The sequence below is a fragment of the Maribacter sp. ACAM166 genome (assembly GCF_005771495.1).
Lineage (GTDB): Bacteria > Bacteroidota > Bacteroidia > Flavobacteriales > Flavobacteriaceae > Maribacter.
In genome coordinates this window covers 1-13835 of sequence record NZ_VAUW01000020.1, presented here as the reverse complement: position 1 = coordinate 13835, position 13835 = coordinate 1, and the positions used below count along the sequence as shown (strand labels likewise).

At 36.9% G+C, this 13835-nt stretch carries 9 protein-coding genes; 5 read left to right on the top strand and 4 right to left on the bottom strand.

What is annotated here, in order from left to right:
• Positions 1-206: 206 nt before the first annotated feature.
• A complete protein-coding gene (locus ES765_RS13415; protein WP_138114835.1) occupies positions 207-989 on the top strand; it encodes an NIPSNAP family protein in 783 nt (260 codons plus the stop codon).
• A gap of 1 nt (position 990) precedes the next feature.
• Here ES765_RS13415 and ES765_RS13410 read toward each other — a convergent pair whose 3' ends face one another.
• The 3 genes from ES765_RS13410 to ES765_RS13400 all read right to left on the bottom strand — a co-directional run bounded on the left by ES765_RS13410 (position 991) and on the right by ES765_RS13400 (position 7015).
• Positions 991-2001, bottom strand: a complete 1011-nt coding sequence (locus ES765_RS13410) for an OmpA family protein (RefSeq protein ID WP_171017306.1) — start codon at positions 1999-2001, stop codon at positions 991-993.
• Between the two features lie 213 nt (positions 2002-2214).
• Positions 2215-3969, bottom strand: coding sequence for a TonB-dependent receptor (locus ES765_RS13405; RefSeq protein WP_138114833.1), 1755 nt, complete (start codon positions 3967-3969; stop codon positions 2215-2217).
• 28 nt (positions 3970-3997) lie between these two features.
• Complete coding sequence (locus ES765_RS13400; protein WP_138114832.1) at positions 3998-7015, bottom strand: tetratricopeptide repeat protein; 3018 nt, start codon at positions 7013-7015, stop codon at positions 3998-4000.
• A gap of 156 nt (positions 7016-7171) precedes the next feature.
• Here ES765_RS13400 and ES765_RS13395 point away from each other — a divergent pair, with 156 nt between their 5' ends.
• The 4 genes from ES765_RS13395 to ES765_RS13380 all read left to right on the top strand — a co-directional run bounded on the left by ES765_RS13395 (position 7172) and on the right by ES765_RS13380 (position 12370).
• On the top strand, positions 7172-7855 hold the full coding sequence (locus tag ES765_RS13395; RefSeq protein ID WP_138114831.1) for a cell division ATP-binding protein FtsE: 684 nt from the start codon (positions 7172-7174) through the stop codon (positions 7853-7855).
• Between the two features lie 53 nt (positions 7856-7908).
• The gene (locus ES765_RS13390) at positions 7909-8583 is read left to right on the top strand and encodes a hypothetical protein (protein WP_138114830.1); all 675 of its coding nucleotides are present in this window, start codon (positions 7909-7911) and stop codon (positions 8581-8583) included.
• A 111-nt stretch (positions 8584-8694) separates the two neighbouring features.
• The gene (locus tag ES765_RS13385; RefSeq protein ID WP_138114829.1) at positions 8695-9504 is read left to right on the top strand and encodes an amidohydrolase family protein; all 810 of its coding nucleotides are present in this window, start codon (positions 8695-8697) and stop codon (positions 9502-9504) included.
• Between the two features lie 238 nt (positions 9505-9742).
• On the top strand, positions 9743-12370 hold the full coding sequence (locus ES765_RS13380) for an MGH1-like glycoside hydrolase domain-containing protein (protein WP_138114828.1): 2628 nt from the start codon (positions 9743-9745) through the stop codon (positions 12368-12370).
• A 7-nt stretch (positions 12371-12377) separates the two neighbouring features.
• Here ES765_RS13380 and nhaD read toward each other — a convergent pair whose 3' ends face one another.
• Positions 12378-13682: a sodium:proton antiporter NhaD gene (gene nhaD / locus ES765_RS13375; protein WP_138114827.1), complete on the bottom strand. Its 1305-nt coding sequence runs from the start codon at positions 13680-13682 to the stop codon at positions 12378-12380.
• Positions 13683-13835 lie beyond the last annotated feature (153 nt).

The window sequence follows — 13835 nt, the reverse complement described above, 5'->3', positions numbered from 1 at the left end:
ATTTACACCCACAGGAATTATCTCTAACGGTAAAATAAAAATCATTATGTAGGATGCCTTTTTTATAATGCTCACTTGTGTGACTTTCGAAAAACTAGATTTAAAAATCTTAAAAACTCATCATGAAATAGGTTTTAGCTAAACTCGACCAACGATTCTATTTTTATTCCTAACTTTCTATCCTTAACAAACATACTATTCAACTCATGAAAAATAGATTTTTATTGCCTTTTATTTTTGTCGTTCTAATGATTTTTTCATCCATTTCAAGCTATGCTCAAGATAAAGAATACTACCAACTAAAAACCTATACTATCAAAAATAGTGATCAGGAAAAAAGGGTTGATACTTACTTGGAAAATGCCTATGTACCTGCTCTAAAAAGAATGGGTATTGAACATGTTGGCGTTTTTAAAGTGCGTCAAGATAATTTTAAAATGAGTGATAAAATCTATGTTTTGATTCCTTTTAAATCGTTGAGTGCATTTGACCAATTGGAGTCGATGCTTGCTTTGGATAAAACGCATCTTACAGCTGGTGCAGATTACATCAATGCGTATCATGACAATGCACCTTATGAGCGGGTTAGCTCTGTTTTGATGCGCGCCTTTCCTGACATGCCCAAAATGAAACCGACTGATGTAGCAGGTCCACGAACCGATAGGGTTTATGAACTACGTAGTTATGAAGGGCCTACCGAGGCCATGTATCGCAGAAAGGTAGCTATGTTTAATGAAGGTGGAGAAGTTGATCTTTTTAAAAATTTAGGCTTTAATGCGGTATTTTATGCCGAAGTGATTTCAGGTGATAAAATGCCTAATTTAATGTATATGACCACCTTTACGGACATGGACAAAAGAAATGCCTTATGGGAAAATTTTGTAGATTCTGATAGATGGAAGGAAATATCGGTCATGGAAAAATATGTTAATACCGTTAGTAATGCAGACATTCATTTACTTTACCCAACAGCGTATTCTGATTATTAAATCACTGCAACAACACAAATTCTACACGCCGGTTGAGTAATCTACCGGCTTTTGTTTTATTTGATGCTATGGGTTTTGAACTTCCAAAACCATCAAAATAGATCCTACTCTGCTCCACACCTTTCAACAAAAAATAATCAGCCGCAGATTTGGCCCGCTTTTCAGATAGCAACTGATTAAACCTATCTGAGCCCATAGTATCTGTATGACCACTAATTTTTATTTTCACTTCGGTATGAAGCTTCAAATAGTTTAAGATCGATGTCAACTCCTGTTGGTATACATCTTTGAGGATTGCTTTATTAAAACCGAACAGCACATCTTTAAAAACATGTACACTATCCAATTTAAAATTATGTATTGGTGGACTATCAATTTTCTTTGAATCAGTTTTGACCACTGAAATCATGTCTACATAATAATAAGACCCTTTGGTGATTTTTCTTTTGGTCTGAAATTTTTGTGTTCTTCTATTATTCTTAAAATTGCCGATGAGTATATAATTTTCCGTTCCGTTGGCGACAAACTCTTGCGTAAGCTTTATCCATTCTTTTTCATCGGAATAAAATTTTGAATACGTAATCTCAATTTGATTGGAAGTATCACCCTGCAATTTTGAAAAATGGATATTAGAAAGCACTTTGCTGGTTTCCACCTTAACCGGAAATTCTGAAAAACGGATTCCAAATTCCTTTACTGCAAAATCTGAACGTTCTGCTAAACTCACATAAAAGGAAATCGTGTAGCGCCCTCCCTTTTGTAACGTGGTCGATAAAGCCCCCTGTATATATTCCCTATAATCATCAGGCGCAAACATATAAAAACCTACATACCCAACACCGAAATTAGCAGGTTGTTGGCCATTAAAGTTCTCTGGAGTTCCCATCGAAGTACTACATCCATTGAAATAATCTGTAGAACCAAGGGTCGGTATTTTCCAGTTTTCTACATCTTGCTCTAAGTTGCCAAGTTTAACGGGGCACTGTACAAAGATTTCAAAGCTTGGATTCACCACTAGATTTTGACTAAAACCAAAACTATGCATACCGAGCAACAGTAAAAATATAATTGCGTTTTGTAGGTTTTTGAACACCATAATAAACTTATCTCTCCCTAAAGTACTGAAAACCTATAATACCATAGCATTTGGAAGAAGGCAAAAAAATGCCCTTCTAATCATTGAGAAGGGCATTTAAACATTCTGAAATTTTATATAAGTGTATTCTTAAAAATCGAATTTATACGTTGCACCACCTAACACTTGAATACCTTGTACCTGAAAATTGGCCCAACGCTGATATTCATTATTAGAAAGATTGGCGCCTTTTACAAAAAAGGAAAGCTGATTATTTAATCGGTATCCCACATGTGCATTGGCATCAAAATAACCATCTAAGGTAATCATGGTCGCCGGAAATCCACCAGGCTGTATATTTTCTACAACAACAGAAGCAAAATCTTCTCGTTCACCCATATAAAATAGATTAGCGCCCATAAACCACTTTTCTCCAATTTGATAATCCATAAAAAGAGAACCTTTCAAATTTGGCAAGTTCCAAGCAGGGTTACCTGTTTCTGTACTATAATCATATACCTCGACATTAACACCCAAGGTGAAATTACGATTCACATCTACATTCAATTCCCCAAAAATTCCTAACGTCTTTATATCATCATAAAATACATCGAAAGAATTTCCATAATAGTATCCTTTTTCATCTGATCTAAAATTATTTTGAGGGTTCAATCGATATAATGGCTTTCTATTCTCGGCAGCATACGAACCCTTAATATTATAACTAAGGTTAGGTGATAATTGACCTTTAAAACCAATATAGGCATTGTATTGACTATCGGTAGGTGCAACAGATAAAGTAGGAGAAACGAAAGGATTAGCCTCCACAAAATCATAATACGAATTCTGTTTCAGTTCCCCGGTTACACCACCGTATGCAATAACAGATTCATCCAATAACCTATAGGATGCAGTTACTGCTGGATAGATATAAAAATTGCTTTCGCTATTTTCTAAATCCATTCCATAAACCAAGTTCACTCCCAAATTTAGCGAAAGGTCATCACGAAGCATTTGTAATGACGGATTGATACCTGCTTGCAAATTCCCATAGGCTATTCCTGCATCATTGGTAGTACTATTTACATTCGCATTTTCAAAAGTTCCGCCTACATAATCCACCTTTACATTTACCCCGAAGATTTCCTCGTTCATTGGGAATTCAAAACCGGTATTAAAAATGGCTCTATTTTCACCAGAACTTACCGCATCAAAAAATCGACGGTACTTTATATCGGCTCTTTTAAAGAATGCATCCTCCACATTAATATGTGCACCAGCTTCTCCCATAAAGTAGTTTTGACTTTCATCAATACTACCAATTGTAGTTTGATCGTAAACACCTTCTGGCAAGCCATACCAGTTATACAATTGATGTTGAAGCCCTAGTGCTGCACCCCAATTTAAATCGCGATCTCGTTTTGAATAAGAAGCATCTAGTTTGGTGTCATAGAACGTATTATTTAAATCTACCCCTTTTATACCTCCTCGAGAAGATAAATGATTAAAGCCTACATCTAAATTCTCATCTCTATTGATGGTTCTACTTGTATAAAATTCTCCCAACACATTGCCATAATTACCTGCCCCAAAAGAAGCATACGAATTATATAACTGCGGTGGTGGAAGTTTTTCAACCGTTGAAGCTATTCCTTTTGAAGGCGTAAATGTTGATGCAACCGGAACAGAAAAAATACTGTAGGTAATCGGTTTTTTCTGCAATACGATCGAGTCATTCAAATCAGGAACCGACTTAATTTTAAAGGCGTCTGATACCGTAGGTGTATAGGCCTTGGTAACAGTCACTGTTTCCGTGCCTAAATCATCTTTTTTATCGTCTTGGGCAAAACTGATGTGCAGGCCTAGTGCTAAAAAAATGAATGTAATACTATGTTTGTTGTACATAGGTGTTCTTTTACTGGTGTACATTAGTTTAATTTGGATTAACTGATGAATTACTTTCTGCTTCTTTTGATTTGATAATGGCCAATTCTGCCTTAGCCTCTGAAACAATTTCTGGATACTGACTAAAATTAGTGGTGACGCTTTCTAGAATATACGTTGCCTGATAGGCATCATTTAAGGCATAATAGTTCTTGGCCATTAAGACCAAGCCTTTACCTCCCCATTCTTTATAGGTAGCATAATCCTTTGCCAATTTCTGAACGGCAACATTAGAGTTTGCAAACGACCCATCTTTATGTTCAAAATAGGCATCGTAGTAAAGGGCTTCGGCAGCCGTAGCACCAGATGCTATCTTCAATACCTCTCCATAGGCAGATTTTGCTTTTTGCTCATCATTAGTAGCAATGGCCGAACGTGCTATCATAATATGGGCATCACTCTTTATACGGTTATCGATATTTTTCGTAGACAATACCTTATCCGCATATTCTAATGTTTTTGAATAGTTATTCTGACCATAGTATCCTTTCATCAAGTTAGACCTGGCGAATGTTCTATTCTGCATAATGTTAGCCTGACGCTCTAATTTCAATAAGTAGGGTAACGCCGTAGTGTAATCATCCTTTCCTATATAGACTTCACAAACTCGTGTCAACGCTTGCTCGGCATACTCACTGGTACTTCTATCGGCAACGTATTTATAATACGGTAAAGCCGATTCCTTTTCTCCTTTACCAAAGTACAATTGAGCCAAACTGAAATTAGCATCAACCGCATGCAATCCATTCGAAAATTGTTGGATGTAATTTTCATAGGCTCGTATGGCCGCCTCGACTTTACCTTCCATGTTCTGCTTTTGGGCGGCATCAAAACTGGCATTATCTAGTTCTGTATCGGTTACCTCTACAAAATCTAAACCACGTACCCATTCAGCATATTCATTTACCTGTCCCAAATCTATATAGACCAATTTCGCGGTAGCAACTGCTTGTATCGCTTCTTGAGTCTTCGGATAATCACGAACTACAGTCTTAAATTTCACTAAGGCCGCTTCGTTTCTATTTGCGTTATAATTGACCAAACCTTGTCTCATCAATGCTTGTGGCACCAATGAACTGCCTTTGTATTCTTCAATCAAACGGTCATACGCTTGCAATCCTTTATTTTCTTGACCTTGGGATACAAACGTATTCCCTAATTCAAAAAGCGCATCATCCTTGAAACTTGATCTTGGATACTGGCTGACGAATAATTCTAAATTTTCGATTTTGCTGTCCCCTCTGTCCACATAGCCATAACTCATTGCTTTTTGGTACGAAGCATAGTCTTTCTCTGGTCCGGTTAAGGCCAAAGCCTTATTATACGTTTCTATTGCTGGCCAATATTTACTAGTAGCATAATAGCTATCACCCAAGCGTAAAAAACCATCGTGTAATTTCTCAACTTCCGCGTTTCCGTTTTTCGTAAAGGAATCAAAGTATGTAATTGCATCAGAATAATTTTTCTGTTTAAAATAGGCATAGGCCAGACTATAATCGATTTCACGGTACATCTCCGTATTCTTAGCTGACTGATTATTTTTAAAAGCAACATAGCCTTTTACCGCATCATCAAAACGATTCGAGATATAATCGGCCTCTGCTTTCCAGTAATTCGCACGTGCTTTGAATAGCATATTTTCTGCACTTGAAAGTGATTTACCGAAATTCTCTGAAGCAGCAGTATAGTCTCCTTCCATAAAAAGCTCGATACCTCTATAATACGCTACCATTTGGTAAACGGTTTTACTGGCGTAATTTTTATTCTCCTCAAGCAATTTCATCGCTCCAGCAAAATTCTTTGAAGTGATATACGAATCTACCAATAGGGTTTGCATCTCCTCTTGGTGCTCATCGTTCGGATACGTCTTTAGATAATTAGTGATCACCGCAGGTACCGCTTCGTAGGCATTACCCACTTCATAGCTCAAACGGGCATAATTCAAAAATGCATCCTTTTGTATCTCTACACTATAATCCATTTGAGAAGCATTCCTAAACGCATTCAAAGCCTCCTGCTTTTTATCCAACTTCAAATAACACTCCGCCAAATGATAGTAAGCATTCTGTGCAACGCTATTTGTGCCGCCAATAATTTTATTGAACTGGGCTATGGCATTTGCATAATCGCCTCCCTTGTAATAGGCATAACCTAGGTAGTAATAATCGGTGTTGCTCCATTTACCGCCCTTTCCATTATACGCTGTCAAATAAGGAACCGCATTTTCATATTGCTTTAAGTTGAAATAACTCTCTCCAATAATTTTATTCAGTTCAGAAACTTCTTTTCTATCAGACTTAGGTAATTGTTTTTTAGCCAAGGCAATGGATTCTTCAAACTTACCTAGCTTAAAATTCATATCAGCTTGGTAGTAACTCAACTTTTCTTCGAGCACATCTTGATCCGTAATCTGGTCAAAACGTTCGTTGGCAGTTTCGTAATCATCTTGCTGATACGATATATAACCTAAATAATACTTAGCCTGTGAACCGTATATAGGTGATGTAGTTACCTTTTCTAAATAGTTCTCTGCCTGCGCTGTTTTACGTGATGAGAATAAAGAATAACCATAATTAAAGTTGAACCTGTCCATCTCGCCACGAGACAATGATTTTTGGTCCACCTTGTCATACCACTTTAAGGCATACGGATATTTACCTGTCTGAAAATAGTATTCGGCCACATCTGCAAAGGCAGAATTCCGCTTCGTAGAGGTGGGGTATTTTTCCACAAAATCCTCCATTAAACGATCGGCTCCGATTTGGTTTAACCGCACGGCAGCATTGGCTGCATAGTAAGCACTATTGGCAGCGGTCTCCTCGTCTTTTGTGGTCACGTTGACCTTGTCAAAAATGGTCTGTGCCGCTTGATACTGTTCGTTGTTGTAAAGCGCCAAGGCGTCTTGAAAAGCTTTCTGTTCGTGGGTGTAAATCTTAGATTCCTGGGCACTGGTCAAAACGACCAATCCCAATACCATCGGAATAAAAGCGGTGATTTTTTTAAGCATAGTGTTCTGTTACTATTTAAATATACCGGTTATCACATGGGATAACGGCGAAAATTGTTCCTAAGTATGTGCATTACCAGTGCAAAAGAAAAGAATTTAAAAAAGGGTTCTTTAATATCAATAAGAACTTATTACTTTTATATCAACATTAGCGCTATGAAAGAGATTGTTTTAGAACTTAAGGATGCTTCGATTTTTCAAAAAGACAGTTTGGTTTTGAGCGAAGTGAGTTTAAAAGTTGAAAAAGGAGAATTTGTATACCTTATTGGTAAAACGGGAAGCGGTAAAAGTAGCTTCATGAAAACGCTTTACGGCGATTTGCCGTTGCAAAAAGGTGAAGGTCATATTGTTGAGTTCAACTTAAAGACGCTAAAAGAAAGTGAAATTCCGTTTCTACGTAGAAAATTAGGAATCGTTTTTCAGGATTTCAAACTGCTTCCAGACCGAAATATCAACCAGAATATGCTTTTTGTTTTGAAAGCAACTGGCTGGACAGACAATGCAAAAATCGATGCTCAAGTGCTATCGGTACTTGAAAAAGTAGGTATGAAAACCAAAGGCTTTAAATTTCCACATGAACTTTCTGGTGGTGAACAACAGCGTATTGCGATTGCACGTGCCCTTTTGAACGACCCAGAACTTATTCTTGCAGATGAACCTACCGGAAACCTCGATCCACAGACCAGTGTAGAGGTCATGAAAGTACTACAAGAAATCAATAAAGCTGGACGAACTATTCTAATGGCCACCCACGATTATGCCTTGATTCTTAAATACCCCTCCAAAACCCTTAAGTGCGATGCCAATAAGGTCTTTGAAGTGGTGCAAAGGGCGGTGTAGAGGTTTTTATGGATAAATAATTTAAAATCGGCTACCTTAATATATATCCATACATGTCCAAGGATAAAAAGGAAGTTTTATATTCAATTTTAAAAGCAGGAATAGCATCTATACCTATAATTGGTAGTACAGCTTCTGAAATATTACCTCTTCTTTTAAAAAACCCCATTGAAAAAAGACGAGAGATTTGGATGCAAGAAGTAGGGGAAAAACTAAAGGTTCTTGAAGTAAAGAATAAAATTGAACTAAACGAATTAGCTAATAATGATATTTTTATTGATACGGTTATAAACATTTCAACCGAAGCCCTAAAAACAAGTGAGAAAGAAAAATTAGATTATTTCAAAAATGCTCTCTTAAATACTGCAATACACGAGAACCTTGACTCATCTGAAATTAACTTTTTCACTCGATTCATAACGGATTTCACTGTATGGCATATTAAAATCTTAAAGGTTTTTGATAACCCAATCAAGTGGTTTATCGAGAATGAAATAGATTTTCCTGAATATGCCACAGCACCTTTATCTAAGATACTTTTTAAAGCCTATTCAGCGCTTAAAAGTAGAAAGGAATTTTGTGATTTAATATGGTCTGACTTATATAGTTCAGGATTAATAAATACCAGTGAATTAAAGGTAGGTGTTAATTTAAATGGGTTAAAATCTTCTAGAACAACTGAGTTTGGAAAGAAATTTTTATCTTTTATTGAAATCCAAGATAATTAATAAATTTTACAACTTTCACGAGAGAAAATCACCCAATTGAGAAACCCCGTGATAAGCAGTTTTTTTTTAAAAAACCTAATAACTATAAAAAGTCAATACAAAATAACAAACATGATTATAGACGTACACACCCACATCAACAACTATCATGAAGATAAAGTGGTCTCCTTAAACGAAAGTTTAGATAAGCTTTCGCAAAACATGGCTGAGAATAATATTGATTATTCGTTGGTGCTTACCTCATACAAAGTGAATGAACATCGACCTAGTACCAGGCAAGTGGTAGAAGCTATAAAAGGCTATAAAAATTTGGGTGTTGTTTCTGGCGTTAGTTATCACCACTATAACCACAGAGATGTACGGGAAATTAGTGAATACCTTGAAAAGGGGTTTATTAAGGGCTTGAAATTTTATCCTGGTTACGAGCCTTTTTATCCGAATGATATTCGTTTTAAATTGATGTACGAAATGGCGATTGAATATGATGTGCCAGTGATGTTTCATTCTGGGGACACCTATGCCCCTACTGGGAAAATAAAATATTCACACCCTATTCATATTGATGATTTAGCCGTTGATTATCCCGATTTAAAAATTGTGATTTGTCATGTGGGTAATCCGTGGATTAAGGATTGTATGGAAATCGTTTATAAGAACAAAAACGTATACGCAGATATATCAGGGTTAGTACTCGGTGATTTTTCAGATAAGTTTGAACGCTACATGAAAAAGGAAATCGAAGAAATGATAACCTATGCTGGTGACCCCAACTATTTACTATACGGTACAGATTGGCCCATTTCTAATATGAAATCCTATTTAAAATTCATGAATCAATTAGATTTAGCGGACGAAAAGAAGGAATTAATTCTTTGGAAAAATGCAGCTGAACTCTTCAAAATTGATGTTAGTAAGCTTTAGTTTAAAGTAAACGATACGACTTAAAATAGTTGTTAGTTGTTAGTTGTTAGTTGTTAGTTGTTAGTTGTTAGTTGTTAGTTGTTAGTTGTTAGTTGTTAGTTGTTAGTTGTTAGTTGTTAGTTGTTAGTTGTTAGTTGTTAGTTGTTAGTTGTTAGAAATTTAAAAGAAAAAATATAAAAGCGTATTGCAAACGCAAAATAAACAATTTAAATAGCGAAAAGCGAAAAATAAGCTTCCTATGAAGAACCCCGAAAAAGAACGTTTAGCCCAACACCAAAAAGAAGAAAAAGATTGGTTAAAATGGGGTCCTTATTTAAGTGAGCGCCAATGGGGAACGGTACGGGAAGATTATAGCGCTGTTGGAGATGCTTGGAATTATTTTCCACATGAGCAAGCCAGAAGTAGGGTTTTTCGATGGGGTGAAGATGGTATTGCGGGTATTAGCGACCGCTATTGCAATATGTGTTTTAGCATTGCCCTTTGGAATGGGCAAGACCCTATTTTAAAAGAGCGCCTTTTTGGTTTAACGGGTCCGCAAGGTAATCACGGTGAAGATGTAAAAGAACTCTATTACTATGTAGAGAATACGCCTTCTCATTCGTATATGAAGTATCTGTACAAATATCCTCAAAGCAGGTATCCGTATGAGCAGTTGGTCAGTGAAAACCAAAACCGCGATAGAAAAGCATTGGAATTTGAATTGTTGGATACTGGTATTTTTGATGACAACGCCTACTTTGATGTAGCTACCGAATATGCCAAGGCAGATGAAAGCGATATCCTTATTCAAATTACTATTACCAATAGAAATGACAAACCTGCACCAATAGCGCTTTTACCGCAATTGATTATGCGTAATCATTGGACGTTTAAAGAAATGTCTAAAAAGCCGGTCATCACAAAACAAGGTAAAGATGCCAATGCTTTTGTAAACATTGACCACCCTTATGTTGGGAACTACAACTTGTATTTTCAGCCAGCGGATAAATTATTGTTCACTGAAAACGAAACAAATCGAGAAGCTGTTTACAACGAAAATAATCAACATCCCTTTAAAAAAGATTTGTTTCATTATGCCGTATGTAACAACGATTTTGATTTAGCCACCCAAAACGATTCGGGAACTAAATTTGCGCCCTTATATGAAATGCAGCTGAAAGGTGGTGAATCGAAGATCTTTCAACTAAGATTGACAGAGCAAAAACTTAAAGAACCTTTTGCTGATTTTAACGACATCTTCTCAAAGAGACAGCAAGAGTGTACTGTGTTTTACAATGAAATTACCCCAAAGGCTACTGACGAGCGTAAAGCCATTTTGAAGCAAGCATTCGCCGGCTTACTATGGTCAAAACAATACTACAACTACGAAGTTGAAAAGTGGTTGGATGGAGATTCAAAAACCTCAAGACCTCCACAAGAACGCCTAAGTGGTCGTAACAGTAATTGGAAAACGTTGCGTAACCATGATATCCTCTCTATGCCAGATGCATGGGAATATCCTTGGTATGCTGCATGGGATTCTGCTTTTCATTGTGCCTCTTTTGCTTTAATTGACCCTGACTTCGCTAAAGAGCAATTATTGCTATTTACCAAAGAATGGTACATGTCACCTAACGGACAAATACCTGCCTACGAATGGAATTTTAGTGATGTGAATCCGCCTGTACAGGCATGGGCCACTCTACAAATTTTCAAAACGGACAAAGAAAAGAACGGTAAAGGAGATATAAAGTTTCTAAAACGCATGTTCAACAAACTGTCATTAAACTTCACCTGGTGGGTGAACCGATTAGACAGAAATGATAATAACGTCTTTCAAGGAGGATTTCTTGGTCTCGATAATATTGGCGTCTTTGACCGTAGCCATGGTGTACCGGGTAATGGATTTCTGGATCAAGTTGATGGTACCGCATGGATGGCTTTATATAGCCTGAACATGCTTGAAATGAGTTTGCAAATCGCAGAAGAAGATGACGCTTACGAGGATATGGCCACCAAATATTTCGGACATTTTATATTCATAGCAGAAGCTTTGAACAAAATGGATACGGATAAGGCAAACACTTGGGACGATATTGAAGGATTTTTTTATGACCGGTTAATCTTGCCCGATGGTAGGTCTACGACCATAAAAGTACGATCCATTGCAGGTATGCTTTCTCTTGCTGCTGTGCTTACCATTAAGAAAAGCACCTTAGAAAAATTCCCTAAGTTCAAGGATAGCATTCTTTGGTTTCAAAAATATAGGGCCGATAATTTAAAGTATGATGTGATTCAACAGTTCAATGATGGGGATGATTTGTTGTTATCATTAGTACCCAAAGACCGGATGCAAAAACTAGTCACTAGCTTGTTGGACGAAAAGGAGTTTTTGAGTCCGTATGGTATCCGTTCCTTATCAAAAATACATGAGACAGCTTACAAAATTCAGATTGATGGCATTGACTATTCGATAGATTATGAACCCGCAGAATCAACAGTTTCGCTCTTTGGTGGAAACTCGAATTGGCGCGGCCCTATTTGGATGCCCATGAACTATTTGTTCATTCAAGCCTTACGGGAATACCATACCTATAGTGGAAATGATTTTCTATTTGAATACCCTACAGGCAGTTCTAAATTATTAAATCTAAAACAGGTAAGCGATGCATTAAGCAAACGCCTGATTACTATGTTCGAAAAAGATGCTGAAGGCAACCGACCCGTAAACCAAAATTATCAGCAACAGTATAAAGATGCGAACTTTAAAGACCTCATCTTATTCTATGAATATTTTCACGGAGAAAATGGCAGAGGTTTAGGAGCATCACACCAAACCGGATGGACTGCCTTAGTAGCCAACCTCATCGAGCAATTAGAAAATTAATAGGATTTTAATTTATCAGCATAAAAGTTAAGATACCAGCGGCATATCCTATTATCGCCAACAAGGATATATGTTTTAGATACCACATAAAATCAATTTTAAGAATTCCCATAATGGCAACTCCTGCAGCAGAACCTATGATGAGTATACTACCACCTGTACCTGCACAAAAGGCTAACAATTCCCAGAAATCTGAATCAACCGGATACGTCTCTAAGCTGTACATGCCCATGGTACCCGCAACCAAGGGTACATTATCTACAATAGAAGACAACACCCCGATAATTGCATTTACCACGTAAATACTATCAAAATTTGAATCGAGCAAACGTGACATATCTGCCAAATGACCTGCAGACTGCAAAGCACCTACCGCTACCAGAATACCAAGAAAGAACAAAATACTTGGCGTATCAATCCTACGTAATACATTAGAAATAGACAACATCTTCTTTTCCTCCAACGTTTTATTTCGATGCATAAGTTCAGTCGAAATCCACACCACACTCAAGCCTAATAAAATACCCATGAAGGGTGGTAAATGCGTGATGGTCTTGAAAATTGGCACAAATAATAATGCTCCAATACCAATAGCAAAAACAACATTTTTTTCAAATGTGCTTATTTGAACGTGATGCGAAACTATAGTATACTGCTCAGGAATTTTAGAAATATCCCCTTTAAACCTAAACGAAGTGATGACCAAAGGCACCAGCAAACAGACCAGGCTAGGTAAGAAGATTTCTTTGATAATATGCAATGCGGTAATTTGACCACCAATCCATAACATGATAGTCGTAACATCGCCAATGGGTGACCATGCACCACCCGCATTAGCAGCAATAATCAATAATCCGGCAAACATCCATAAATCCTTTTTCTCATGAATCAGTTTTCGAAGTAATGCCGACATTACGATTGCCGTGGTTAAATTATCTAAAGCTGCAGAAAGAAAGAACGTCAATACGCAGAGAATCCATAACAATTTTACCCGATTGGTGGTAGTTATTTTATCCGTAATAACAGAAAAACCTTCATGAGCATCAATGATTTCTACGATGGTCATGGCACCCAAAAGAAAAAATAAGATTTCAGATATTTCCCCTAAATTCTCCCGAAGACTTTCGGTAACGAACGAAATGGAATCCTCCCCAGGTATATCCGTTAAAAAAGAGTCTCGTCCAAAAATAAAAACAACCCAACAAAGTGTACCTGTGAGTAATGCCGTCGCAGCCTTATCAACTTTGACATTATGCTCCAAGGCAATAAAAACATAACCAACAATAAAAACGGCAAGTAATGTTAGATACATCAACAAATAAATTAAAGGTTCATTACCAATAGCGTCCTAAACGATTAAAAAAGAGAAAGGGAATTCTGTTCCTCAAAGTTACCTTTGTGGTGCACTCAAAACCACACCTTTCTCTTATGTTAAATATAACCTTGTTTTCCCAAATCATCTCGA